The 26,058-nt window shown below is 57.1% G+C and carries 23 protein-coding genes; 12 read left to right on the plus strand and 11 right to left on the minus strand.

From position 1 onward, the window contains the following. Positions 1-79 precede the first annotated feature (79 nt). From ELK40_RS04500 to ELK40_RS04515, 4 genes are all read left to right on the plus strand, one after another. Positions 80-1,006: an ABC transporter ATP-binding protein gene (locus ELK40_RS04500; RefSeq protein WP_008501946.1), complete on the plus strand. Its 927-nt coding sequence runs from the start codon at positions 80-82 to the stop codon at positions 1,004-1,006. Further along, complete coding sequence (locus tag ELK40_RS04505) at positions 1,003-1,773, plus strand: ABC transporter permease (RefSeq protein ID WP_023334536.1); 771 nt, start codon at positions 1,003-1,005, stop codon at positions 1,771-1,773. Before ELK40_RS04500 ends, ELK40_RS04505 begins: the two co-directional genes overlap by 4 nt. A gap of 104 nt (positions 1,774-1,877) precedes the next feature. After that, complete coding sequence (locus ELK40_RS04510) at positions 1,878-2,318, plus strand: PTS sugar transporter subunit IIA (RefSeq protein WP_127729640.1); 441 nt, start codon at positions 1,878-1,880, stop codon at positions 2,316-2,318. Positions 2,319-2,380: 62 nt separating this feature from the next. Beyond that, complete coding sequence (locus ELK40_RS04515) at positions 2,381-3,628, plus strand: polysaccharide deacetylase family protein (protein WP_115876423.1); 1,248 nt, start codon at positions 2,381-2,383, stop codon at positions 3,626-3,628. Positions 3,629-3,631: 3 nt separating this feature from the next. Here ELK40_RS04515 and panD read toward each other — a convergent pair whose 3' ends face one another. The 9 genes from panD to thpR form a co-directional block, all read right to left on the minus strand. After that, positions 3,632-4,012, minus strand: coding sequence for an aspartate 1-decarboxylase (panD, locus tag ELK40_RS04520; protein WP_006810068.1), 381 nt, complete (start codon positions 4,010-4,012; stop codon positions 3,632-3,634). A gap of 33 nt (positions 4,013-4,045) precedes the next feature. Continuing rightward, complete coding sequence (gene panC, locus ELK40_RS04525) at positions 4,046-4,897, minus strand: pantoate--beta-alanine ligase (RefSeq protein WP_111964013.1); 852 nt, start codon at positions 4,895-4,897, stop codon at positions 4,046-4,048. Between the two features lie 11 nt (positions 4,898-4,908). Beyond that, a complete protein-coding gene (panB, locus tag ELK40_RS04530) occupies positions 4,909-5,700 on the minus strand; it encodes a 3-methyl-2-oxobutanoate hydroxymethyltransferase (protein ID WP_045401071.1) in 792 nt (263 codons plus the stop codon). Between the two features lie 122 nt (positions 5,701-5,822). Next, entirely contained in the window at positions 5,823-6,302 is a 480-nt protein-coding gene (folK, locus tag ELK40_RS04535; protein ID WP_127729642.1) for a 2-amino-4-hydroxy-6-hydroxymethyldihydropteridine diphosphokinase, read from the minus strand. Further along, entirely contained in the window at positions 6,299-7,696 is a 1,398-nt protein-coding gene (pcnB, locus tag ELK40_RS04540; RefSeq protein WP_072254544.1) for a polynucleotide adenylyltransferase PcnB, read from the minus strand. Before pcnB ends, folK begins: the two co-directional genes overlap by 4 nt. Before the next feature lie 42 nt (positions 7,697-7,738). Then, on the minus strand, positions 7,739-8,629 hold the full coding sequence (gluQRS, locus tag ELK40_RS04545; protein ID WP_127729644.1) for a tRNA glutamyl-Q(34) synthetase GluQRS: 891 nt from the start codon (positions 8,627-8,629) through the stop codon (positions 7,739-7,741). Between the two features lie 59 nt (positions 8,630-8,688). Then, positions 8,689-9,144 carry an RNA polymerase-binding protein DksA gene (dksA, locus tag ELK40_RS04550; RefSeq protein WP_001155232.1) on the minus strand — a complete coding sequence of 152 codons (456 nt, stop codon included), beginning with the start codon at positions 9,142-9,144 and terminating at the stop codon, positions 8,689-8,691. A gap of 176 nt (positions 9,145-9,320) precedes the next feature. Continuing rightward, positions 9,321-10,025: a DNA/RNA nuclease SfsA gene (sfsA, locus tag ELK40_RS04555; protein WP_023310436.1), complete on the minus strand. Its 705-nt coding sequence runs from the start codon at positions 10,023-10,025 to the stop codon at positions 9,321-9,323. Next, positions 10,015-10,569 (minus strand): RNA 2',3'-cyclic phosphodiesterase, encoded by a 555-nt coding sequence (gene thpR, locus ELK40_RS04560; protein WP_115876418.1) that lies wholly within the window; start codon positions 10,567-10,569, stop codon positions 10,015-10,017. Before thpR ends, sfsA begins: the two co-directional genes overlap by 11 nt. Positions 10,570-10,642: 73 nt before the next feature. On the opposite strand from thpR, the gene hrpB reads away from it, so the two are divergent. The 6 genes from hrpB to fhuB all read left to right on the plus strand — a co-directional run bounded on the left by hrpB (position 10,643) and on the right by fhuB (position 21,950). Next, positions 10,643-13,072, plus strand: coding sequence for an ATP-dependent helicase HrpB (gene hrpB / locus ELK40_RS04565; RefSeq protein ID WP_127729646.1), 2,430 nt, complete (start codon positions 10,643-10,645; stop codon positions 13,070-13,072). 144 nt (positions 13,073-13,216) lie between these two features. Continuing rightward, positions 13,217-15,742: a bifunctional glycosyl transferase/transpeptidase gene (mrcB, locus tag ELK40_RS04570; RefSeq protein WP_127729648.1), complete on the plus strand. Its 2,526-nt coding sequence runs from the start codon at positions 13,217-13,219 to the stop codon at positions 15,740-15,742. A 235-nt stretch (positions 15,743-15,977) separates the two neighbouring features. Continuing rightward, positions 15,978-18,233: a ferrichrome porin FhuA gene (fhuA, locus tag ELK40_RS04575; protein WP_111964006.1), complete on the plus strand. Its 2,256-nt coding sequence runs from the start codon at positions 15,978-15,980 to the stop codon at positions 18,231-18,233. Between the two features lie 50 nt (positions 18,234-18,283). Further along, positions 18,284-19,081, plus strand: coding sequence for a Fe3+-hydroxamate ABC transporter ATP-binding protein FhuC (fhuC, locus tag ELK40_RS04580; protein WP_127729650.1), 798 nt, complete (start codon positions 18,284-18,286; stop codon positions 19,079-19,081). After that, positions 19,081-19,971 carry a Fe(3+)-hydroxamate ABC transporter substrate-binding protein FhuD gene (gene fhuD / locus ELK40_RS04585; RefSeq protein WP_127729652.1) on the plus strand — a complete coding sequence of 297 codons (891 nt, stop codon included), beginning with the start codon at positions 19,081-19,083 and terminating at the stop codon, positions 19,969-19,971. The genes fhuC and fhuD overlap by 1 nt, the downstream gene beginning before the upstream one ends. Beyond that, positions 19,968-21,950 carry a Fe(3+)-hydroxamate ABC transporter permease FhuB gene (gene fhuB / locus ELK40_RS04590; protein WP_127729654.1) on the plus strand — a complete coding sequence of 661 codons (1,983 nt, stop codon included), beginning with the start codon at positions 19,968-19,970 and terminating at the stop codon, positions 21,948-21,950. The genes fhuD and fhuB overlap by 4 nt, the downstream gene beginning before the upstream one ends. 93 nt (positions 21,951-22,043) lie before the next feature. Here the strand turns inward: fhuB and hemL are convergent, their stop codons facing one another. Continuing rightward, positions 22,044-23,324 (minus strand): glutamate-1-semialdehyde 2,1-aminomutase, encoded by a 1,281-nt coding sequence (gene hemL / locus ELK40_RS04595; protein ID WP_127729656.1) that lies wholly within the window; start codon positions 23,322-23,324, stop codon positions 22,044-22,046. A gap of 176 nt (positions 23,325-23,500) precedes the next feature. Between hemL and clcA the strand changes: the two genes are divergently transcribed. Beyond that, positions 23,501-24,901 (plus strand): H(+)/Cl(-) exchange transporter ClcA, encoded by a 1,401-nt coding sequence (clcA, locus tag ELK40_RS04600; protein ID WP_127729658.1) that lies wholly within the window; start codon positions 23,501-23,503, stop codon positions 24,899-24,901. 79 nt (positions 24,902-24,980) lie between these two features. Then, complete coding sequence (erpA, locus tag ELK40_RS04605) at positions 24,981-25,325, plus strand: iron-sulfur cluster insertion protein ErpA (protein WP_008501923.1); 345 nt, start codon at positions 24,981-24,983, stop codon at positions 25,323-25,325. 92 nt (positions 25,326-25,417) lie between these two features. Here the strand turns inward: erpA and ELK40_RS04610 are convergent, their stop codons facing one another. After that, positions 25,418-26,041, minus strand: coding sequence for a TRIC cation channel family protein (locus ELK40_RS04610; RefSeq protein WP_115876409.1), 624 nt, complete (start codon positions 26,039-26,041; stop codon positions 25,418-25,420). Positions 26,042-26,058: the final 17 nt, after the last annotated feature.

Consider the following 26,058-nt stretch of genomic DNA (forward strand, 5'->3'; position numbering starts at 1 on the left):
TGCGTTGCGCTACTATAGGGTAACCCGACTTTTAATGAAACCACACAACGTGTGTCAGAACTGAAGGTAAGTTAATTTCATGGCAATTGCACTGGAGCTTGAGCAGCTTAAAAAAACCTATCCGGGCGGCGTTCAGGCGCTACGCGGAATAGATCTAAAAGTAGAGGCCGGTGATTTTTACGCGCTTTTGGGGCCGAACGGCGCGGGGAAATCGACCACCATTGGGATTATCAGCTCGCTGGTCAATAAAACGTCCGGCCGGGTGAGCGTCTTTGGTTACGACCTGCAAAAAGATGTGGTCAACGCCAAGCGCCAGCTGGGTCTGGTACCGCAGGAGTTCAACTTCAACCCGTTCGAGACGGTGCAGCAGATCGTCGTTAACCAGGCTGGCTATTACGGCGTCGAGCGTAAAGAAGCCCTTGAACGGAGCGAAAAATACCTCAAGCAGCTCGACCTGTGGGAAAAGCGTAACGAACGCGCACGGATGTTATCCGGCGGGATGAAGCGCCGCCTGATGATTGCCCGCGCGCTCATGCACGAGCCAAAACTGCTGATTCTTGATGAGCCAACGGCGGGTGTCGATATTGAACTGCGCCGCTCCATGTGGGGCTTCCTGAAGGATCTCAACGATAAAGGCACCACCATTATTCTGACCACCCACTACCTTGAAGAGGCGGAAATGCTCTGCCGCAACATCGGCATCATCCAGCACGGTGAGCTGGTGGAGAACACCTCGATGAAGAATCTGCTCTCCAAGCTGAAATCAGAAACCTTCATCCTCGATCTGGCGGCTAAAAGCCCGCTGCCGAAGCTTGAAGGGTATCAGTATCGCCTCGTCGATACCTCGACGCTGGAGGTGGAAGTGCTGCGCGAGCAGGGGATTAACAGTGTGTTCTCGCAGCTGAGCGCGCAGGGGATTCAGGTCTTAAGTATGCGTAACAAAGCGAACCGACTGGAAGAGCTGTTTGTCTCTCTGGTACAGGACAAACAAGGAGACAAGGCATGACGCATCTTTACTGGGTCGCGCTGAAAAGCATCTGGGCGAAAGAGATTAACCGCTTTATGCGTATCTGGGTGCAAACCCTGGTGCCACCGGTCATCACGATGACGCTCTATTTCATCATCTTCGGTAACCTGATTGGTTCCCGGATTGGTGAAATGCACGGCTTTACCTATATGCAGTTTATCGTGCCGGGACTGATTATGATGGCGGTGATTACTAACGCCTACGCCAACGTAGCGTCGTCATTCTTCAGCGCTAAGTTCCAGCGCAATATTGAAGAGCTGCTGGTTGCGCCTGTGCCGACGCACGTCATTATCGCGGGCTATGTTGGCGGCGGCGTAGCGCGCGGGCTGTGCGTGGGGATCCTGGTCACGGCGATTTCGCTGTTCTTCGTGCCGTTCCAGGTCCACTCGTGGCTGTTCGTCGCGCTGACGCTGCTCCTGACGGCAATCCTCTTCTCGCTGGCCGGATTACTGAACGCTGTGTTCGCTAAGACGTTTGACGATATCAGCCTGATTCCGACCTTCGTGCTGACGCCGCTGACCTATCTCGGCGGGGTGTTCTACTCCCTGACGCTGCTGCCACCGTTCTGGCAGGCGCTGTCGCACCTGAACCCGATTGTCTACATGATCAGCGGTTTTCGCTTTGGCTTCCTCGGTATTACCGATGTGCCGCTGTTTACCACGGTTGCGGTGCTGGTGGTGTTCATCATCGCCTTCTACCTGCTCTGCTGGTATCTGATCCAGCGTGGACGCGGTCTGCGCAGCTAATCTTTTGCCCGGCGACGTTTAGTTTGCCGGGCACTTTCTTTGACAGTTATCACCGAAAGCTAACCTTCACTTCGCTAAACTACTTGCCTGCTAAGGAGAGAGTTATGCTGGGATGGGTTATCACCTGCCACGATGAACAGGCGCAGGAAATGCTGGATAAGCTCGAAGCCAGATTTGGCCCGCTGGTGCAATGCCGGGCGGTAAACTACTGGCGGGGGTTGAGCACCAACATGCTTAGCCGCATGATGTGCGATGCCCTGTATGAAACGGACACCGGTGATGGTGTGATTTTCCTTACCGATAAATCGGGCGCGGCGCCTTACCGCGCAGCCGCTTTGCTCAGCCATAAGCACGCCTGCTGTGAAGTGATCTCGGGTATTAACCTCTCCCTGCTGACGTTAATGTATCCGCAGCGTGGATCCTTAAGCAGCGCTGAGTTTCGCCAGGCCATCGTGGCACAGGGCGTTCCGGGCGTCAGCAGCTTGTGGCATCAGCAGCAAAAAAATCCTCCTTTCGTCCTGCTCCACGATTTGTATAAGAATTAAACGTTGGTATTGATGTCTCATTTGTTACAATAGCGGCAGTTTTCCGCACCGATTAAGACACCATGCTACCGCGCATTCTTTTCCTGCTATTGATGCTCATTTCCGGCGTCAGCTCAGCCAGTTTACTCAGTCAGCAAACGCTGCCTGCCCAGTACATGCAAACCACCGAAGACGCGGCGATCTGGGCACAGGTGGGAAACAGCGTGATCAACGTCGGTAACGTGCGCGCCGGGCAGATCCTCGCCGTTGTGCCCGCGGCGGCGGACTACTATGAATTTCGCTTCGGTTTTGGCACGGGTTTTATCGATAAAGGGCACCTGGAGCCGGTTCAGGGGAAACAGCGCGTTGAGGACAGCCTCGGGGATCTCAATAAACCCCTGAGCAATCAGAATCTCATTACCTGGAAAGACACGCCGGTCTATAACGCGCCGTCGAGCGGTAGCGCGCCGTTCGGCACATTAAGCGCCAATCTTCGCTATCCCATATTAAACAAACTGAAAGACCGCCTGAATCAGACCTGGTTTCAGATCCGCATCGGCAATCGTCTGGCGTGGATCAGCAGCCTGGATGCGCAGGAAGATAATGGACTTCCGGTTCTGACCTACCATCATATTTTGCGTGATGAAGAAAACACGCGCTTTCGACATACGTCCACGACCACCAGCGTACGTGCGTTTAACAACCAGATGGCCTGGTTACGCGATCAAGGCTATACCACCCTGACGATGTACCAGCTGGAAGGGTACGTGCGTAACAAAATGAACCTGCCTGCAAAATCGGTGGTAATAACCTTTGACGACGGCCTGAAATCTGTCAGCCGCTATGCCTATCCTGTGCTGAAAGAATACGGCTTCAAGGCTACCGCATTTATTATCTCTTCCCGCATTAAAGGCCACCCGCAGAAATGGGACCCCAAATCGCTGCAGTTTATGAGCGTGCAGGAGATAAAGGGCATTCAGGATGTGTTTGATATTCAGTCACATACCCACTTCCTGCACCGCGTGGATGGGTATAAGCACCCGATTTTACTGAGCCGCAGCTATCACGTGATTTTGTTTGATTTTGAACGCTCGCGTCGCGCGCTGGCGCAGTTTAACCCGCGCGTGCTCTATCTTTCCTATCCGTTTGGCGGCTACGACAATAAAGCGATAAAGGCGGCAAATGATGCCGGTTTCCATCTGGCAGTGACGACGGTGAAAGGGAAGGTGAAGCCGGGGGATAATCCGTTCTTACTGAAACGCCTGTACATCTTAAGAACGGATTCGCTGGAAACAATGTCGCGGCTGATCAGCAATCAGCCGCAGGGATAATGCTTAAGCAACCTGAACCGGAATCGCCTTCGCGGTACGTTTCATGTCGTTGTCGCCTTCAAAATAGGCGACTTTCGGCTGCCAGCGGCGTGCCTCTTCATCAGACATCATCACGAAGCTGGCGATAATCACAATATCGCCCACGTCAGCGCAGTGCGCTGCCGCGCCGTTAACGGAGATGATTTTAGACCCGCGCTCGGCGGCGATGGCATAGGTTGAGAAACGTTTGCCGTTGTTAACGTTCCAGATATCAATCGCTTCGTTTTCAAGGATGCCCGCGGCATCAAGGAAATCCTGGTCGATGGCGCAGGAGCCTTCATAGTGCAGGTCGGCCTGGGTGACTTTCACACGGTGAAGCTTACCTTGCAGCATTTTGCGAATCATTACGTTTACCTTTCATCTTCAGGGTAGAGAAACCTACGCCAGTTCAACCACTTTGTTGTCGATTAGGCGGGCCTGACCAAGCCATGCCGCCACCAGAATGACCGCACGTTTGCTGGTCTGTGTAAGCTCCAGAAGCGTGTCGGCATCGCGAATTTGAATATCATCAGCGCGGAAGCCTTTATCGTTCAGCGCCTGTTCAGCCAGAGCAATAATCTCTTCGGCAGTTAACTCTTTCGCCAGAAGCTGTTCTGCCATGGTATTCATGACCTTGCTTAAGCCCGGCGCGATTTTACGCTGGTCGGCGGTCAGGTAGCCATTTCGCGAGCTGAGCGCCAGACCGTCTTTGGCGCGTACAATCGGTACGCCGACAATCTCGATATCGTAACCCATATCCGCAACCATCTTGCGGATCAGCGCCAGCTGTTGGAAATCTTTCTCACCGAAGCAGGCAACGTCCGGCTGCACCAGGTTGAACAGCTTGCTGACGATGGTCGATACGCCGCGGAAATGACCCGGGCGGCTCGCGCCTTCGAGCATTGTGGAAATGCCCGGGACGTCAACGTAGGTTGCCTCTTCAGTACCCTGCGGGTAAACATCCGCCGGTGCAGGTGAGAAGACGATATCCGCATGGCGTTTTTTGAGCTTCTCGCAATCTTCCTGCAGGGTGCGCGGATAGCGTGCCAGATCGTCGGCGCGGTCAAACTGCATTGGGTTAACGAAGATACTGACCACCACGATATCTGCACGGGCTCTTGCTTCGTCAACCAGCTTCATATGGCCGTCATGCAGGTTGCCCATGGTCGGGACCAGTGCGATACGTTTACCTTCCTGACGCGCACGACGGATATGCTGGCGAAGCAGCGGCAGGGTTTCAATGATTAGCACAACGAGACTCCTTAATGGAAACTGTGTTCTTCACCCGGGTAAACACCGGATTCAACGTCGGCAATATACTGCCTGACCGCAGCGCGCATGTCGCCCGCTTCGGTGAGGAAATTTTTGGCAAATTTTGGAATATGTCCGCCAGTGATGCCAAAGGCGTCGTGCATCACCAGAATCTGACCGTCAGTCACGTTGCCCGCACCAATACCAATCACCGGAATCGACAGAGCTTCAGTAATGCGCTTCGCCAGCTCAACCGGCACGCACTCCAGCACCAGCAGTTGGGCACCTGCGGCTTCCAGCGCCAGGGCATCATCCAGCAGCGTCTGGGCTGCATCACCACGGCCCTGCACTTTATATCCACCAAAGATGTTGACGGATTGCGGCGTCAAACCCAAATGGCCGCACACCGGCACGGCACGCTCGGTGAGCATCTTCACCGTATCCACCAGCCATGCGCCGCCTTCAACTTTGACCATATTAGCGCCCGCACGCATCACCGCTGCCGCGTTTTCAAATGCCTGCTCCGGCGTGGCGTAGGCCATAAACGGCAGATCGGAAAGCAGCAGGCAGGCTGGGGCGCCACGGCGCACGGCGCGGGTATGGTAAGCGATATCCTCAACCGTCACCGGCAGGGTGGAATCATGTCCTTGTACCGTCATCCCTAACGAATCTCCGACCAGCATGACGTTGATCCCCTCTTCGGCAAACAGTTTGGCGAAGCTGTAGTCATACGCGGTGATGGTGGCGAAGCGTTTTTTTTCCTGTTTGCATTTCTGCAGTAAGGAGATGGTGGTTGGTTTCATACTGTTTCCTGATAGCCCAAAGCGAATCTTTGCGCATTCTAACAGTAACATTCGAGGGAACAATGATTTTAGGTAATCGATTAGCCACAATTATTTTGAGGCTAATCAGCAGGGGAACCCGATCACCAGCGAGCGGGTCTTTCCGCATTGAGGCAGTCCAGAATGGACTTAAGTGGGGTGCCATCCGGGAAGATAAGATCGGGGGCGACTTCAAACAGCGGCCAGAGCATAAACCCGCGATTTTTCATGTCGTAATGCGGAACGGTGAGACGTTCAGTGTTAATGGTCTCGTGACCAAACAGCATAATGTCGAGGTCCAGCGTGCGCGGTCCCCAGCGCTCGGCTTTGCGAACGCGGCCCTGCTGCAGTTCGATGCGCTGGGTATTGTCCAGCAGCTCTTCTGGGCCCAGTTCAGTCTCAAGGATCACGGCGGCGTTCAGATAATCAGGCTGATCCTGCGGACCCAACGGCGGAGTGCGGTAGAACGAGGAGACAGCCACAATCTTGCTTTGCGGGATCTCACCCAGCGCCTTTGCGGCAGCATTCACCTGCTCCAGCGGAGAGGCTAAATTGCTGCCGATGGCGATATACGCGAGGGTCATGCTGTTCCTTCACGACGCGGCGCGCGTTTGCGCGGGCGACGATGACGGCGACGCGGTTCCGGCTCTTCATCCAGCCCGGTCAACATATCTTTCTGCTCTGGCGGGGCGGAGACCTGGAATTCAGCCCACCACTGCGCCAGACGCTGCAGCTCCTGGTTGCGTTCAATTTCCGCGCGCAGCGACAGGAGATCGAAGGCAGCGCGGAATTTAGGATGCTCCATCAGCTTCCAGGCGCGTTTGCCCTGACGACGGGACATGCGCAGCTGAAGCTGCCAGATGTCGCGCACCAGAGTGGTAATACGTTTCGGAATGGCGAGCGTGCGGCAGCCTTCGTCGAGCACGTCGTTGGCGGCCAGCGCGAACGCATCGTAATAGGCGAGTCCGCTCTCCTGGGTAATGCGCTGGGCCGTTTCCAGCAGCGGATACCAGAACATCGCGGCAAACAGGAACGCCGGGTTCACGCGCATGTCGTTGCGAATGCGGGTATCGGTATTTTTCAGCACCTGCGCAATCATCCGCTCCATTGGGCTGTCACCGTTTTCGGTGAAGTAGCGGGTAATGGTCGGGAATAGCGGCTGGAACAGGTTGTATTCGCGCAGCAGATTGTAGGTTTCAAAGCCGTGGCCGGCCTGCAGCAGCTTCAGGGCCTCTTCGAACAGGCGGGCAGGGGGCACGTCGTTAATCAGCGTCGCCAGACGCGGAATAGGCTCTGCCGTTTCCGGGCTGATGCGCATGTTCAGCTTGGCGGCGAAACGCACGGCGCGCAGCATACGCACGGGATCTTCACGGTAGCGCGTTTCCGGCGTGCCGATCAGACGGATCAGACCTTCTTTCAGGTCCTGCATGCCGCCGACGTAATCGCGCACGGTGAAATCCGCCACGCTGTAATAAAGGCTGTTGATGGTGAAGTCGCGACGCTGGGCATCTTCTTCGATGGACCCGAAGATATTGTCACGCAGCAGCATACCGTTCTGGCCGCGCTGTGACGTCGTGCGATCGGACGCGCCGGCTTCGTGGTGGCCGCGGAAGGTTGCCACTTCGATAATTTCTGGCCCAAACATCACGTGAGCCAGACGGAAACGGCGGCCAACGAGACGGCAGTTACGGAATAGTTTGCGCACCTGCTCAGGCGTGGCGCTGGTCGTCACGTCGAAATCTTTCGGTTTTTTGCCCAGCAGTAAATCACGCACCCCACCGCCCACGAGATAGGCCTCGTAGCCCGCTTTATTCAGACGATAGAGCACCTTGAGGGCATTTTCACTGATATCTTTGCGGGAAATTGTGTGCTGCTCACGCGGAATAACCGACATGTGTGGCTGTGCAATAGCATCGTTCGCCATGCTCTCTTCGCGGCTTAGCACTTTACGGCAAAAATTAGCGACTCGGGTAAAAATGGTACACCTCGTAGTGTGTTTTGTTATGAAAAAAGCGGCTAATCATAGCTCAGCGCAACGCATTTGAGAATGCTGGATTTTTGGCACTGCCGCGAGCGTCCAGTTGGCAACGGCCATTTTCAGCAGTTCGTCAATACGCAGATCCTGCCATTCGTTGGTTACATTCTGGTTGAGAAACCGCAGCGCGTCGATCAAAACAGGACGCGGATCGCCCTCTGGCAGGGCCGGGGCGTGGTTCTGCTTTGACAATTTTAAGCCCTGCGCATTAACCGCCAGCGGCAGATGGATGTAATCCGGGGCCGTCCAGCCAAACTGGTGATATAGCGAAATTTGTCGCACGGTGGGCTCGACCAGATCCGCCCCGCGCACAATCTCCGTCACGCCCTGAAAACGATCGTCGACGACCACGGCCAGGTTGTAGGCGAAAAGGCCGTCACGACGGTGAATAATAAAATCCTCACGCGCCAGACGTTCATCGGCATGAATCTCACCGGAGAGGAGATCGTTAAAGCGCGTCACCGGGGTGCGCTGCTTGATGCGCACGGCGGCATTTTCCGGGGGGAGATTGAGCGTACGACAGTGGCCATCATAGACCCCTCCTACGCTCTGGATACGGGCGCGGGTGCAGGTGCAGTTATAGGAAAGCCCCCGATCGCGAAGCCAGGCCAGACGTTCCCGATAAGCATCGTGACGTTTTGACTGCCAGAGCACCTCGTCATCCCAGTGAAGACCGTAATGTTCCAGCTGACGCAGAATAGTCTCTGCTGCACCGGGAACTTCACGCGGAGGGTCAATATCTTCAATGCGGACAAGCCATTTTCCCCGGCGGGCGCGAGCCTGCAGGTAGCTGCCGAGCGCGGCAATTAATGAGCCGAAGTGTAATTCACCGGAAGGAGATGGCGCGAAGCGCCCAATATAGTGTGATTCAGACATATCAACAGTAACAAGGCGGGAGAGACTCCCGCCTTTGGAGTGTGTAAACAGCGCTGGTGTTAACCGGCCATCTGTTTTTCGCGGATTTCGGCCAGCGTTTTACAGTCGATGCACAGATCGGCGGTTGGACGCGCTTCCAGGCGACGAATACCGATTTCAACACCGCAGGATTCGCAGTAGCCAAAATCTTCGTCTTCGACTTTTTTCAGCGTTTTCTCGATCTTTTTGATCAGTTTGCGTTCGCGGTCACGGTTACGCAGTTCGAGGCTGAACTCTTCTTCCTGAGCGGCACGGTCTACCGGATCCGGGAAGTTGGCAGCTTCATCCTGCATATGAGTAACGGTGCGATCGACTTCATCCCTGAGTTGATTACGCCATGCTTCAAGAATACGCTTGAAGTGCGACAGCTGGGCTTCGTTCATATACTCTTCGCCCGGCTTCTCTTGATACGGCTCCACCCCAGCGATGGCGAGAATACTCAGGGACGATGTTTTACGGTTTTGCCCTTCTTGCATGTTGCTTCTCCTTAACACGCACTATCGATCCCCGTGTTGGGGGAAAAATCAGGTCGCTATAAATAGCAGATGCTTTTCCGTATGGCAATTATCTAAACGTAACACTTGACAAGCCTGTGAGGAAAAGCGTATTTGCGCACGCGGCCAGAACACTTATTCGTCAATCGTCTAATCCCTTATAAGACAATGGGAAGAGAGGATCTCAGAGTCATATTATCGGCAGAAAGTTCCGCTTTATAAGCGAAAACCTCTACCCCCTGCTTTTGTGCCTCATTCAACAATTGCGCGTATTTAGGGTCAATATGGCGGGCAGGGGAGAAACGTTCAATGGCTGAATGCAACACCGCAAACAGCAATACGGCGCGTTTGCCCGCCGCCGCAACACTCATTAGCTCTCGCAGATGCTTCTGGCCACGTAGCGTTACCGCATCCGGGAAGTAGCCATTTTCCTGTTCCGCTAACGTCACTGATTTCACTTCAATATAGCACTCCGGCCTGTCTTCCGCCTGTAACATGAAGTCAATTCTGCTGCCCTCATCGCCATATTTCACTTCACTTTTATGCGTGCCATATCCCACCAGTTCGGGAATTGTGCCAAGGGTCAGCGCTTCCTTAACCAGCTGATTGGCGCGCTGGGTATTAACGCAAATAAATGCCCCGTTTTGAGTTTCGGTCATTTCCCAGGTATGGGCATATTTCCGTTTACTATTTTCTGATGTGGAATACCAGACCCTGTCACCCGGCGTCGCACATCCCGTCATGGCACCGGTATTGGGGCAGTGCAGGGTGAGCTGAACCCCTTCGGGGGTAATCACGTCGGCGAGGAAGCGTTTGTAGCGTTGGATTAACGTGGCGTGCTGCAGAGGAGGACTAAACTTCATCAGAATTCCTTTCGGTGTTGCCCAGCGTCCAGCGCTGTAGCGGCGTATAGCGGGTGCGTCCCTGTGCAAAGACGGATTCATAAAGCGCGAATGTGTTGACCGGAAACGCCCAGTGAAAACCCGGCGGCGGGATGGCAACGGCCTGACCGGCATCGCGCAGCAGAGTGATATGCGGATGAAACGGCTGTGGGCTCTGATAACAGCCGCTGCGCGCCGCCTGCGCGCGCAGCATGTTCGCCAGCTGCAATAATCCGCGCGGCGGCTGGCGCGTTCCCAGCCAGACCACGCGCGAACGCAGCCACTGACCCGCGTCGTCAAGTTGCAGCGTAAATTCCGGCTGGGCAATACGCCCGGCCATTGCGGCTAATGCCCGCTGTTTTTCGGCGCTGACGTCGCCCAAAAAGGCCAGCGTCAGGTGCAGGTTAGCCGCCGCAACAGGACGGCCCGCTTCCGGCGCGAAGTTGTCAGCACGCCAGCGAACAATTTGACGCTGTATCGTGGTGGGCAATTCAATGGCAAAAAACAGCCGTTTCGACTCAGGCATACGGAGGACTCGGTAATGATATGCGCCGATGCTACAATGTACGCCGACTAATGTTAACCCTCTGGAGCTGTTAGTGTCCTCATTGCCGGTCGCCGTCGTTCTTCCTGACCTTCTCGCTGCCTTACGCCACTCCCCGCAGGTTTTGCTGAATGCCCCGACGGGGGCGGGTAAGTCCACCTGGCTGCCGCTGCAGATTCTGAAAGACGGGAACATCAGCGGGAAAATTATCCTGCTGGAGCCGCGCAGGCTGGCCGCGCGCAACGTGGCGCAGCGCCTGGCGGAGCTGCTGAATGAAAAACCGGGCGAAACGGTAGGTTACAGGATGCGTGCCGAGACCTGCGTTGGCCCGACCACGCGTCTTGAAGTAGTCACCGAGGGCATTCTTACCCGCATGCTGCAAAACGATCCGGAGCTGAACGGCGTTGGGCTGGTGATCCTGGATGAATTCCACGAGCGCAGCCTGCAGGCCGATCTGGCCCTCGCGCTGTTGCTGGATGTTCAGCAGGGGCTGCGCGACGATCTCCGGCTTTTGATAATGTCGGCCACGCTGGACAATGAGCGGCTACGGCAGGCGCTACCCGATGCGCCTGTTATCAGCTCTGAAGGGCGGGCGTATCCCGTTGAACGCCGCTATCAACCGCTTCCGACCCACCAGCGTTTTGACGAAGCGGTCGCCATCGCAACCGCAGAACTGCTGCGTCAGGAACCCGGCTCGCTGCTTCTGTTTTTGCCGGGTGTCGGTGAGATCCAGCGCGTGCAGGAGCACCTTTCTACCCGCGTAGGCGGCGATGTGCTGCTTTGCCCGCTTTACGGCGCGCTGTCACTGCAGGAGCAGCGTAAAGCTATCCTTCCTGCCCCGGTGGGGCAGCGCAAGGTGGTGCTGGCAACCAACATTGCTGAAACCAGTTTGACCATTGAAGGTATTCGCCTGGTGGTGGATAGCGCGCAGGAGCGGGTGGCAAGCTTTGACCCGCGTACCGGGCTGACTAAACTCCTGACGCAGCGCATCAGCCAGGCGTCGATGGTGCAGCGCGCTGGCCGAGCGGGGCGTCTTGAGCCGGGTATCTGCCTGCATTTGACCAGCGCGGAACAGGCTGAACGTGCTGCACAGCAAAGCACGCCAGAAATTTTACAAAGTGATTTGTCTGGTCTGGTGATGGATCTGCTGCAGTGGGGCTGTCCGGATCCTGAACAGCTTACCTGGCTTGATTCTCCCCCTGTCGTTAACCTCGCCGCTGCGCGCACGTTGCTGACGCAGCTTGGCGCGCTGGAAGGCGAGCGTCTGACGGCGCGCGGCCAGAAAATGGCGGCGCTGGGCAACGATCCGCGTCTGGCCGCGATGCTGGTGGCTGCGCAAGGGGAAGATGAAATTGCCACGGCGGCAAAACTGGCGGCTATTCTTGAGGAGCCGCCGCGTGGAGGCAGCAGCGATCTGGGGCAGGCTTTTTCGCGCAATCAAGGAAACTGGCAGCAGCGGGCGCAGCAGTTGTGCAAACGCCTGAATAGCCGGGGAGGAGCGCCTGACAGCGATAAGATTGCCTTCCTGCTGGCCCAGGGCTTCCCTGACAGGATTGCGCGTCGGCGCGGGCTGGACGGTCGCTACCAGCTGGCAAACGGCATGGGTGCGATGCTGGACAGCGATGACGCCCTGACGCGTCATGAGTGGCTGATTGCGCCGCTCCTGCTGCAGGGCAGCCATTCTCCGGATGCGCGTATCCTGCAGGCGATAGCCGTAGATATTGACGCCCTGACGCGTACCTGTCCGCAACTGCTTCAGCAATCTGATACCGTGGAGTGGGATGACGCCCAGGGCACGCTTAAGGCGTTTCGTCGCAGCCGGATTGGAAAGCTGACGCTTGGAACGAAGCCGCTGGCGAAGCCGTCGGAAGAAGAGCTCCATCAGGCCATGCTGAACGGCATTCGGGAAAAAGGGCTGAACGCCCTGAACTGGACGCCGGAAGCGGATCAGTACCGCATTCGTCTGCACTGCGCCGCGAAGTGGCTGCCGGAATACGGTTGGCCTGCGGTGGATGACGAGACGCTGCTTGCTACGCTTGAGCGCTGGCTGCTGCCGCAAATGAGCGGCGTACACTCCCTGCGAGCCCTTAAGGCGCTTGATGTTAAGACCGCGTTACAGAATTTACTGGACTGGTCATTACGTCAACGTCTGGATAGTGAACTGCCAGGGCATTACACTGTGCCGACCGGAAGCCGGATTGCCATCCGTTATCATGAGGATAATCCGCCGGCGCTGGCGGTTCGGATGCAGGAAATGTTTGGTGAAGCCACCACGCCGTCCATTGCGGAAGGGCGCATGCCGTTAGTGCTTGAGCTGCTGTCCCCTGCGCATCGTCCATTGCAAATCACCCGAGATTTGGGGGCGTTCTGGGCGGGAAGCTACCGTGAAGTGCAGAAAGAGATGAAGGGGCGATACCCCAAACATGTCTGGCCGGACGATCCGGCGAATACGGCGCCGACGCGGCGAACAAAGAAATATTCGTGAAAGGGGAGTGCGGCCTGATGCCCTCACCCCGCCCCTCTCCTGCGGGGAGAGGGAGAAAACACATTTTGAGAGATTTCTTCTTTCACAGGCCTGTGAAAGAAAAGAAAATCTGGCCTTTGCGCCTGAAAGTTGCGGAGAAAAAGCATGGCGGGGAATGACCGCGAGCCAATAGGACGTAAGGGAAAACCAGCGCGTCCGGCGAAAGAAAAGGTAAGCCGTCGTCGCCTCAGAGATGAGGACTATGACGATGACTATGAAGACGATTATGAGGATGAAGAACCGATGCCGCGTAATGGAAAAGGCAAAGGGCGTAAGCCTCGGGGCAAGCGCGGCTGGTTCTGGCTGCTGCTGAAGCTGTTTATTGTTTTTGTCGTGCTGATGGCGATTTACGGCGTGTATCTCGATCAGAAGATCCGCAGCCGTATCGACGGTAAAGTCTGGCAGCTACCTGCGGCAGTGTATGGCCGTATGGTGAACCTTGAGCCAGATATGTCCATCACTAAGAACGAGATGGTTAAACTGCTGGAAGCCACCCAGTATCGTCAGGTGTCAAAAATGACGCGCCCTGGCGAATTTACCGTGCAGGCGAACAGCATTGAGATGATCCGTCGTCCGTTTGATTTCCCGGACAGCAAAGAGGGTCAGGTGCGCGCGCGTCTGACCTTTGACGGCGATCGTCTGGATACCATCGAGAACATGGATAACAACCGTCAGTTCGGTTTCTTCCGTCTCGATCCGCGTCTGATCACCATGCTTTCGTCAGCAAACGGCGAGCAGCGTCTGTTCGTGGCGCGTAATGGCTTCCCGGATCTGCTGGTCGATACCCTGCTGGCAACCGAAGACCGTCACTTCTACGAGCACGATGGCATCAGCCTCTACTCGATTGGTCGTGCGGTGCTGGCTAACCTGACTGCCGGTCGGACCGTGCAGGGGGCGAGTACGCTGACCCAGCAGCTGGTGAAGAACTTGTTCCTCTCCAGCGAACGCTCTTACTGGCGCAAAGCGAACGAAGCCTACATGGCCGTGCTGATGGATGCGCGCTACAGCAAGGATCGTATCCTTGAGCTGTATATGAACGAGGTGTATCTCGGTCAGAGCGGCGATAACGAAATCCGCGGCTTCCCGCTGGCGAGCCTGTACTACTTTGGTCGTCCGGTGGAAGAGCTGAGCCTGGACCAGCAGGCGCTGCTGGTGGGCATGGTGAAAGGGGCGTCCATTTATAACCCGTGGCGTAACCCGAAACTTGCGCTGGAGCGTCGTAACCTGGTGCTGCGTCTGCTGCAACAACAGCAGGTGATCGACCAGGAGCTGTACGACATGCTGAGCGCACGTCCACTCGGGGTTCAGCCGCGCGGTGGGGTGATCTCGCCTCAGCCTGCGTTTATGCAGCTGGTGCGTCAGGAGCTGCAAAGCAAGCTTGGCGATAAGGTCAAAGATCTCTCCGGCGTGAAGATCTTCACCACCTTTGACTCCGTGGCGCAGGATGCGGCAGAAAAAGCAGCGGTAGAAGGCATTCCGGCGCTGAAGAAACAGCGTAAGCTCTCCGATCTGGAAACCGCGATGGTGGTGGTTGACCGTAACACTGGCGAAGTTCGCGCGATGGTGGGCGGTGCCGAGCCGCAGTTTGCTGGCTATAACCGCGCCATGCAGGCGCGTCGCTCAATCGGTTCTCTGGCAAAACCAGCAACCTATCTCACTGCCCTGAGTCAGCCAAATCAGTATCGCCTGAATACCTGGATTGCGGATGCGCCGATCTCCCTGCGCCAGCCCAACGGCCAGGTCTGGTCACCGCAGAACGACGATAAACAGTTCAGCGGGCAGGTCATGCTGGTGGATGCGTTGACCCGTTCCATGAACGTGCCAACGGTGAACCTGGGCATGTCGCTGGGACTGCCGGCCATTGTCGATACCTGGCAAAAACTTGGCGTGGCGAAAGATCAGCTGCACCCGGTACCGGCGATGATCCTGGGCGCGCTTAACCTGACGCCGATCGAAGTGGCGCAGGCGTTCCAGACCATTGCCAGCGGGGGTAACCGCGCGCCGCTGTCTGCCCTGCGTTCGGTGATTGCCGAAGATGGCTCCGTACTGTATCAGAGCTTCCCTCAGGCGGAGCGTGCAGTTCCTGCTCAGGCCGCCTATATGACGCTGTGGACGATGCAGCAGGTAGTGCAGCGCGGTACCGGGCGTCAGCTGGGTGCGAAGTATCCGGGCCTGCATCTGGCAGGTAAGACCGGGACCACCAACAATAACGTCGATACCTGGTTTGCCGGGATTGATGGCCGTGAAGTGGTGATCACCTGGGTAGGCCGCGATAACAACCAGCCGACCAAGCTGTACGGGGCGAGCGGGGCGATGTCGATTTACCAGCGCTATCTGGCAAATCAGTCTCCGGTGCCGCTGAACCTTGTCGCGCCGGAAGATATCGTCGATATGGGCGTGGACAGCTCCGGTAACTTCGTCTGCGGCGGCGGGATGCGTACGCTCCCGGTCTGGACAACCAACCCGGATTCCCTGTGCCAGCAGAGCCAGCCTGAACAGCCGACCGGTAACCCGTTCGACCAGTCTTCTCAGCCACAGCAGCCGCAGCAGCAACAGCCGCAGCAGCAGAATGAGAAGAAAGACAGCGACGGCGTAGCCGGCTGGATTAAAGACATGTTCGGCGGTAACTAACCTTGTAAAGCCCTCTTCCCCGGAAGGGGGCTTTTTTTACCCGTAGACCTCATTTCGTTAACCCTCGTTTTAACTCTGATTAACCCTTCGTTTTCTCTTGATGATTTCTTAAACCCTTAATTCTCATAGGGCCGCTTACTGCTTGCTATGCAACCAGCGTTTCGCATATTATTCTGGCGCTCATAATAATAATTCTCGTTTACGTTATCATTCACTTTCACATCAGAGATTCAACATGGCGCTTTCCAATACTGCTCAGCCAATGAACACGTCGCTGCGTAAACTCGCGGTCGTCGTCGCTACAGCGGTTGCCGGCATGTCAACTTATGCACATGCTGCCGAAACCCCGAAAAAAGAAGAAACCATTACGGTAACAGCAGCTCCTGCGGCACAGGAAAGTGCCTGGGGCCCTGCTGCTACCATCGCCGCAAGGCAATCCGCGACCGGAACCAAAACGGATACCCCTATTCAAAAGGTTCCGCAGTCTATTTCTGTCGTCACTGCCGAAGAGATGGCGCTGCATCAGCCGCGCTCGGTGAAAGAAGCCCTGAGCTATACGCCGGGCGTTGCGGTAGGCACTCGCGGTGCGTCTAACACCTATGACTATCTGATTATTCGCGGCTTCGCAGCCGATGGTCAGACGCAGAATAACTACCTCGACGGCATGAAAATGCAGGGGAACTTCTATAACGACGCGGTGATTGATCCTTATATGCTGGAGCGCGCCGAGATCATGCGCGGTCCGGTTTCCGTTCTGTACGGTAAAAGCAGCCCTGGCGGGTTGCTGAACATGGTCAGTAAGCGCCCAACAACCGAGCCCCTGAAAGAGATCCAGTTCAAAGTCGGCACGGACAGCCTGTTCCAGACCGGGTTCGACTTTAGCGATGCAATCGACGATGACGGCGTTTACTCTTACCGTTTAACGGGCGTTGCGCGTTCTAATAATTCCCAGCAGGAAGGTAAGGGCGAGCAGCGTTACGCCATCGCGCCATCGTTCTCCTGGCGTCCGGATGATAAAACCACCTTCACGTTCCTCTCCTATTTCCAGAACGAACCTGAAACGGGCTACTACGGCTGGCTGCCAAAAGAGGGAACGGTTGATCCGCTGCCGAACGGCGATCGTCTGCCGACGAACTTCAACGAAGGCGCGAAGAACAATACCTATTCCCGTAACCAGAAAATGGTGGGATACAGCTTCGACCACGAGTTCAACGATACCTTTACCGTGCGTCAGAACCTGCGCTATGCGCAGAATAAAACTTCCCAAAACAGCGTCTACGGCTACGGCATGTGTTCCGATCCGCTCTACTCGAGTAATCCGGCATCCAGCCCTTGCGCGAGCGTTCCTCAGTCGCAGTGGGGTCATACGCTGACTCGCCAGTATGTGATCGATAACGAGAAGCTGGAAAACTTCACTGTTGATACGCAGTTGCAGAGCAAGTTCGCGACAGGTTCACTCGATCATACTCTGCTGACTGGGGTGGATTTCATGCGCATGCGTAATGACATCGACTCGTGGTTCGGCTATGCCGGTTCCGTTGCGCCATCTGATATCTATAACCTCGATCGTAGCGATTTCGATTTCGGTTCACATCCTGGACCGTCAGGTGCCTATCAGGTGTTGAACAAGCAAAAACAGACCGGCGTTTACGCTCAGGATCAAATTGAGTGGGACAAAGTCCTGGTAACCCTGGGCGGTCGTTATGACTGGGCCGATCAGGAATCCTACAACCGCGTGACGAACACCACCTCCAAACGTGATGATACCCAGTTCACCTGGCGCGGTGGCGTTAACTACCTGTTTGATAACGGTGTAACCCCGTACTTTAGCTATAGCGAGTCGTTTGAACCGGCTTCTCAGACCGGAGCGAACGGCAACGTCTTTGCACCGTCTAAAGGCAAACAGTACGAAGCGGGCGTGAAATACGTGCCGAACGATCGTCCGATCGTCGTCACCGGTGCGTTGTACCAGTTGACCAAAACCAACAACCTGATGGCGGACCCGGCGGGCTCCTTCTTCTCGGTACAGGGCGGTGAAATCCGCGCGCGTGGCGTAGAGGTGGAAGCGAAAGCGGCCCTGTCTGCAAGCGTTAACCTGGTGGGTTCTTATACCTATACCGATGCCGAATACACCACAGACACCACTTATAAAGGCAACACGCCTGCTCAGGTTCCAAAACACATGGCATCGCTGTGGGGTGATTACACGCTGTTTGACGGTGCGCTGTCTGGCCTGACGCTGGGTACCGGCGTGCGTTACACGGGTTCAAGCTATGGCGATCCGGCGAACTCCTTTAAAGTAGGCAGCTACACCGTTGTCGATGCGCTGGTCAGATACGATCTGGCACGCGTTGGCATGGCTGGCTCAAACGTCGCGCTACACGTGAACAACCTGTTCGATCGTGAGTACGTTGCCAGCTGCTTTAATACTTACGGCTGCTTCTGGGGTGCTGAACGTCAGGTTGTTGCCACCGCGACCTTCCGCTTCTAATCTCTCTTCGGGCACGGTTCGCCGTGCCCTTTTTATTTAAGTTGGCTGATATGCAGGATAATCAAACGCAACCCGACACCACCTTTACGCTTAACCATCTCTCCTTTCGCGTACCCGGGCGCACCTTGCTGCATCCGCTCTCTTTGACGTTTCCCGCAGGTAAAGTCACTGGCCTGATTGGTCATAACGGTTCCGGTAAATCTACGCTGCTCAAGATGCTGGGGCGCCATCAGCCGCCTTCTGAAGGCGATATTCTGCTGGATGACCAGCCGCTGGAGAGCTGGAGCAGCAAAGCGTTTGCCCGCAAAGTGGCCTATCTGCCGCAGCAGCTGCCGCAGGCGGAAGGGATGACGGTGCGTGAGCTGGTGGCAATTGGGCGTTATCCCTGGCACGGGGCGCTTGGGCGCTTTGGCGTTGCTGACAGAGAGAAAGTGGAAGAGGCGATTGCGCTGGTCGGGCTGAAACCGCTGGCGCACCGTCTGGTGGATAGCCTGTCCGGCGGCGAACGCCAGCGCGCGTGGATTGCGATGCTGGTGGCGCAGGACAGCCGCTGCCTGCTGCTGGATGAGCCAACCTCCGCGCTGGATATTGCCCATCAGGTCGACGTGCTGGCGCTGGTGCACCGCTTAAGCCAGGAACGTGGTCTGACGGTCATTGCGGTCCTGCACGATATCAACATGGCGGCACGCTACTGTGACTACCTTGTTGCGCTGCGCGGTGGCGAAATGATTGCGCAGGGTACACCATCCGAGCTGATGCGCAGCGAAACGCTGGAACATATTTACGGTATTCCGATGGGTATTCTGCCTCACCCGGCCGGGGCTGCACCGGTGAGCTTTGTCTACTGATGCTGAATAACACACGCATTAGCCGCCGTCGCCTGCTGACGGCGATGGCCCTTTCACCGCTGCTGTTAAAAATGAATACGGCGCGTGCTGCCACCGTCGATCCGCACCGTATTGTGGCCCTGGAGTGGCTGCCGGTCGAACTGATGATGGCGCTCGGCGTCACGCCCTACGGCGTCGCGGACATTCCCAACTATAACCTCTGGGTGAACGAGCCGAAGCTGCCGGACTCGGTAATCGACGTCGGCCTGCGAACGGAGCCAAACCTTGAGCTGCTCACCCAGATGAAACCCTCGTTCCTGTTCTGGTCTGCGGGCTACGGTCCCTCAGAGGAGGTCATGGCGCGCATTGCGCCCGGGCGCGGATTCGCTTTCAGCGACGGTAAAAAACCGCTGGCCGTAGCGAAAAATTCGATTAACGAGATGGCGCATTTCCTCAACCGCGAGGTGGAGGCCAAAAAACACCTCGACGAATTTGATGCCCTGCTCGACTCCCTGAAGCCGCGCTTTGCTCACCGGGGCGATCGTCCGCTGCTGATGGTGACGCTGCTGGATGCCCGCCATATGCTGGTCTTCGGTAAAAACTGTCTTTTCCAGGAGGTGCTGGACAGCTTCGGCATTCGTAATGCCTGGGAAGGGGAGATGACGTTCTGGGGCAGTACCGCCGTGGGTATCGACCGTCTGGCGGCGTTTCGCGACGTGGACGTGCTGTGTTTCGACCACGGCAACGAACGCGACATGCAAACTCTGATGGCGACTCCGCTCTGGCAGGCGATGCCGTTTGTGCGCGAGAAGCGCTTCCAGCGCGCTCCGGCGGTCTGGTTCTACGGCGCGACGCTGTCGGCCATGCATTTTGCCCGCGTGCTTGATAACGCTCTGGGAGGTAAAGCATGAGTACGCGTATCGCCCGCTTCCCGGCGCTGCTGTTATCCCTGCTTTTTCTGGTTGCGCTGGTATTAACCGGGTTCAACCTCTCTGCGGCCTTACCACGCGCACAGTGGGGGACCGCTCTGGCCTCGCCGGATATCGACAATATTCAGCAGATGCTGTTCCACTACAGCCTGCTGCCGCGTCTGGCAATCTCCCTGTTAGTCGGTGCCGGTTTAGGGCTGGTGGGCGTGCTGTTCCAGCAGGTTTTACGTAACCCGCTGGCAGAGCCAACCACGCTCGGCGTCGCGACCGGCGCACAGCTTGGGATCACCATCACCACGCTGTGGACGCTGCCGGGAGCGTTAACCTCGCAGTTTGCGGCACTCGCGGGGGCGTGCGTGGTGGGCGCGCTGGTCTTTGGCGTGGCCTGGGGCAAACGCCTTTCTCCCGTGACGCTTATCCTGGCCGGGCTGGTGGTGAGCCTGTACTGCGGGGCGATTAACCAGCTGCTGGTGTTGTTCCATCACGATCGGCTGCAAAGCATGTTCCTGTGGAGTACCGGCACGCTCACCCAGACCGACTGGAGCGTTGTAGAGCATCTCTGGCCGCAGCTGGCTGGCGGCGTCGTGCTGACGCTGCTGCTCCTGCGTCCCCTGACGCTCATGGGGCTGGACGATGGCGTGGCCCGTAACCTGGGGCTGGCCCTGTCGCTGGCTCGCCTGGCGGCGCTGACGCTGGCGATCGTATTGAGCGCCCTGCTGGTGAACGCGGTCGGCATCATCGGGTTTATCGGCCTGTTTGCGCCGCTGCTGGCGAAAATGCTCGGCGCGCGTCGCCTGCTGGCGCGTCTGATGCTGGCGCCGCTGATTGGGGCGCTGATCCTCTGGCTTTCCGATCAGCTTATTCTCTGGTTGGCGCAGGTATGGAGGGAAGTGTCTACTGGCTCTGTGACCGCGCTTATCGGGGCGCCGCTGCTGCTGTGGCTGCTCCCGCGCCTGCGCAGCATGAGCGCACCGGCGATGGACGCTGGCGACAAAGTCTACGCTGAACGTCAGTCGGTGCTGTGGTTTAGCCTTGCCGGTCTGGCGGTGCTGATTATCGCCTCGTTCGCGGCGCTTTCATTCGGACGCGATGCCTCGGGCTGGCACTGGGCAACGGGCGATTTACTCAACGACCTGCTGCAGTGGCGCTGGCCGCGTATCCTCGCTGCGCTGATCGCAGGCGTGATGCTAGCGGTGGCAGGATGCATTATTCAGCGTCTTACCGGCAACCCGATGGCGAGCCCGGAAGTGCTTGGGATCAGCTCCGGCGCCGCCTTTGGCGTGGTGCTGATGCTGTTCTTCGTGCCGGGGAATGCGTTTGGCTGGCTGATGCCTGCCGGCAGTCTCGGTGCGGCAGTTACGCTGCTGATTATCCTGATTGCCGCCGGTCGCGGCGGGTTTTCACCGCACCGCATGCTGCTGGCGGGGATGGCGCTCAGCACCGCGTTCACGATGCTGCTGATGATGCTTCAGGCGAGCGGCGATCCGCGTATGGCGAAGATCCTGACCTGGATTTCCGGCTCAACGTACGGCGCCACCGGCAGCCAGGTAATCTGGTCCGGGATGGTGATGCTCGTGCTGCTGGCGTTTGTGCCGCTGTGCCGCCGCTGGATGACCATTCTGCCGCTCGGCGGCGAAACCGCGCGCGCGGTGGGAATGGCGCTGACGCCAGCGCGTGTGGCCCTGCTGCTGCTGGCTGCGTGCCTGACGGCTGTGGCAACCCTGACGATTGGACCGCTGAGCTTTGTCGGGTTAATGGCGCCGCACATTGCCAGAATGATGGGATTCCGCCGGACGATGCCGCATATTGTTATGTCGGCCCTGACGGGCGGGGTGATGCTGGTGTTTGCGGACTGGTGCGGAAGAATGGTGCTGTTCCCGTATCAGATCCCGGCGGGTCTGCTGTCGACCTTTATCGGTGCGCCGTACTTTATTTATCTGTTGAGAAAGCAGAGTAGGTAATAAAAGTAAACGGCAATCCTTTGATTGCCGTTTTAGTGTTTGCTCCCTCTCCCCGTGGGAGAGGGTTGGGGTGAGGGCATCAAGCCGCACATCTTACAGTTTCGCAAACACCTTACGCGCCGCGTCAATGGTATTATTGATATCTTCTTCGCTGTGCGCCACGGACATAAAGCCCGCTTCGAACGCTGACGGCGCGAAGTAGACGCCTTCTTCCAGCATCAGATGGAAGAAGCGCTTGAAGCGTTCAACATCGCACTTCACCACGTCCTGATAACAGGTCACGGTTTTCGCGTCGGTGAAGAAAATCCCGAACATCCCGCCTACGTGGTTAACCACCAGCGGAATGCCGGCCTCTTCTGCCGCTTCCAGCAGGCCGTTTGCCAGCTGCGTGGTACGGTCGGTCAGGGTTTCGTGAATGCCTGGCTGAGCCACTTCGGTCAGGCAGGCAAAGCCCGCCGCCATGGCGATTGGGTTACCGGAGAGCGTGCCCGCCTGGTAAACCGGACCGGTTGGCGCCAGGGCTTCCATCACGTCCTTACGCCCACCGAATGCACCAACAGGCATGCCGCCGCCGATGATTTTACCGAGGCAGGTCAGGTCCGGCTCAACGCCGTAGTAAGACTGGGCACCCGCCAGCGCCACGCGGAAGCCGGTCATGACTTCATCGATGATCAGCAGCGCGCCGAACTCGTCGCACAGGGCACGCAGGCCCGGCAGGAAATCAGGCTGCGGTGGAATGCAGTTCATGTTGCCCGCAACTGGCTCAACGATGATGCAGGCGATCTCCTGCGGATACTGCTCGAACGCCGCGCGAACGGTAGCAAGATCGTTGTAGGTGCAGGTCAGGGTGTGCTTCGCGAAATCTGCCGGTACGCCCGGGGAGTTCGGCTGGCCGAGCGTCAGCGCGCCGGAACCCGCTTTCACCAGCAGGCAGTCCGCATGACCGTGGTAGCAACCCTCAAACTTGATAATCTTGTCGCGGCCGGTAAAACCGCGCGCCAGGCGGATGGCGCTCATGGTGGCTTCGGTACCGGAGTTCACCATACGCACCATGTCCATGGTAGGCACCAGTTCAGTCACCAGCTCCGCCATTTTCACTTCCATTTCGGTTGGCGCGCCGAAGCTCAGGCCGCGCTGGGCGGCTTCAATTACCGCGTTACGAATAGCCGGGTGGTTGTGACCCAGCACCATCGGGCCCCAGGAGCCGACGTAATCGATATAGGCTTTGCCATCGACATCATACAGATACGCGCCGTCAGCACGTTCGATAAACAGCGGCGTACCGCCCACGCCGGTGAAGGCGCGCACAGGTGAGTTCACGCCACCCGGAATAAGCTCGCGGGCTGCACTGTAGAGGTTTTCAGACTTGCTCATGGCGTCGTTCCTGGTTCGTATAAAATGGTTAAGCCCACTATTCTAAGTGATTCGGGGATGGTTATGAAATTTTTAGCCGGGTAATGCTTTAAGATTTGTTAAGTAATTTTCAGGAGACGGTAGGGCAGTCTCTGGTAAAATCCACGCGGCTTTTGTATGACGAATAAGAACAGGACATGAAATCAGATTCTCCGTCTTTTGAAGAACAACAGTTTACGCGCGCTCAGCACCGAATCAGCATTCGGCGGCTGCTTAACCGCGATAAAACGCCGCTGGCGATCCTTCTGGCTGCCGCCGTGGTGGGAACACTCGCCGGGCTGGTGGGCGTGGCGTTTGAAAAAGCGGTTAATGCCGTGCTCAACTGGCGAGTGGGCACCGTGGCCGGTTTCGCCAATAGCGAATGGCTGGTCTGGGTGTGGGCATTCGGGCTGTCTGCGCTGTTTGCCATGGTGGGGTATTTTCTGGTGCGTAAATTCGCGCCGGAAGCGGGGGGATCGGGCATCCCGGAAATTGAAGGCGCGCTGGAGGAGCTGCGTCCGGTGCGCTGGTGGCGGGTGATTCCGGTTAAATTCATCGGCGGCATGGGAACTCTGGGCGCGGGAATGGTACTCGGACGGGAAGGACCCACGGTTCAGCTGGGCGGGAACCTCGGCCGCATGGTGGGCGATCTCTTTCGGATGCGCAGCGCCGAAGCGCGCCATACGCTGCTGGCGACCGGCGCGGCGGCGGGGCTGTCGGCGGCGTTTAACGCGCCGCTGGCGGGCATTTTGTTCATCATCGAAGAGATGCGCGCGCAGTTTCGCTACAACCTGATCTCCATTAAAGCGGTGTTTACCGGCGTCATTATGTCGAGCATTGTCTTCCGCCTTTTTAATGGCGAAGGGGCGGTAATTGAAGTGGGGAAACTGACCAATGCGCCGGTCAACACCCTGTGGCTTTATCTGATCCTCGGCATGATTTTTGGCGTGGTGGGGCCGCTGTTTAACACCTTTATCCTGCGCGCTCAGGATATGTTTCAGCGCATTCACGGCGGCAACACGACGAAATGGGTGCTGATGGGCGGCCTGCTGGGCGGCATGTGCGGCGTGCTTGGGTTCATCGAGCCGAATGCCGCGGGCGGTGGCTTCGGGCTGATACCCATTGCGGCTGCGGGGAATTTCAGCGTAGGCCTGCTGCTGTTTATGTTTATCTCCCGCGTCATTACCACGGTATTGTGCTTCTCCTCGGGCGCGCCGGGAGGGATTTTCGCCCCGATGCTGGCGCTGGGTACGCTGCTCGGCACCGCGTTTGGTATGGCGGCTGAAGCGGGGTTTCCCGCCTATCATCTTGACGCCGGGACGTTTGCCGTCGCCGGAATGGGGGCGCTGCTGGCCGCGTCCCTTCGTGCGCCGTTGACCGGGATCGTGCTGGTGCTGGAGATGACGGACAATTACCAGCTCATTTTGCCAATGATCATTACCTGTCTCGGCGCGACACTATTAGCCCAGTTCCTGGGTGGAAAACCGCTATACTCCACCATCCTTGCGCGTACTCTGGCAAAACAAGAGGCGGAGCGGGCCGCCGCGCAGAATACTTGAATGAATTACCAGGGTATTAGATAATGACGAAAAGAATTGGGTGAATTTTACCCAATAGCAGTATTCATGGGAGCATAAGATGAGTGATGACGTAGCTGTGCCGCTGGAATTTACCGAAGCAGCAGCCAATAAAGTGAAAACCCTGATTGCCGACGAAGACAATCCGGATCTGAAACTGCGTGTTTATATTACCGGTGGTGGCTGCAGCGGCTTCCAGTATGGTTTTACCTTTGACGACCAGGTTAACGACGGCGATATGACTATCGAGAAACAAGGCGTCGCGCTGGTGGTTGACCCGATGAGCCTGCAATATCTGGTGGGCGGTTCGGTGGATTACACCGAGGGTCTGGAAGGTTCGCGCTTTGTGGTGACCAACCCGAACGCCACAAGCACCTGCGGGTGTGGGTCTTCGTTCAGCATCTAAGAGAGTGCGGGCTGATGCCCTCACTCCGGCCCTCTCTCACAGGGAGAGGGAGAAATACTAAAAACGGTAACCTGACGGTTACCGTTTTGCTTTTATCTTGCATTATCATCCAGCGCAAACGTCGGCAGCTTCAGGTGCCAGCGTATCGCCGCTAAACGTATCACCAGCGTCACGACCATCCCCAGCATTGCGGCGTTTTCCAGCGGAATTGCAAAGGTGTAGTACGCGGTCGCGTGGACAATGCCGCCCGCAATACAGGCCGTCGCGTAAATTTCAGTACGCAGGATCATCGGCACTTCACGCGCCAGAATGTCGCGAATGATGCCGCCGCCCACGCCGGTTAATACGCCCATGCAGATTGCCACCATCGGACCGGTGCCCGCATTAAACGCCTTATTGACGCCAATACCGACAAACACGGCCAGACCGACGGCATCCAGTACCGGCAATATCCATTTTGGTAATCGGCGGGGCTGGCGAACCAGCACAATGGTTAACAGGCAGGTGACCATTGCGACCACCAGATCGGTCGGATCTTTCACCCAAAACACCGGCCCATTCGCCAGCGCCATATCGCGGATAGTCCCGCCGCCGACGGCGGTCACGACGCCCAGCACCAGCACGCCAAACGGATCCATGCGCAGTTTTCCGGCGAGCAGGACGCCGGAGATAGCAAAAACGGCTGTGCCAAGAATATCCAGCCAATAAACGAGCATCGTTAAATCCTCGAAAA

Origin of the sequence: Enterobacter sp. N18-03635, from assembly GCF_004006055.1 — a bacterium.
Lineage (GTDB): Bacteria > Pseudomonadota > Gammaproteobacteria > Enterobacterales > Enterobacteriaceae > Enterobacter > Enterobacter vonholyi.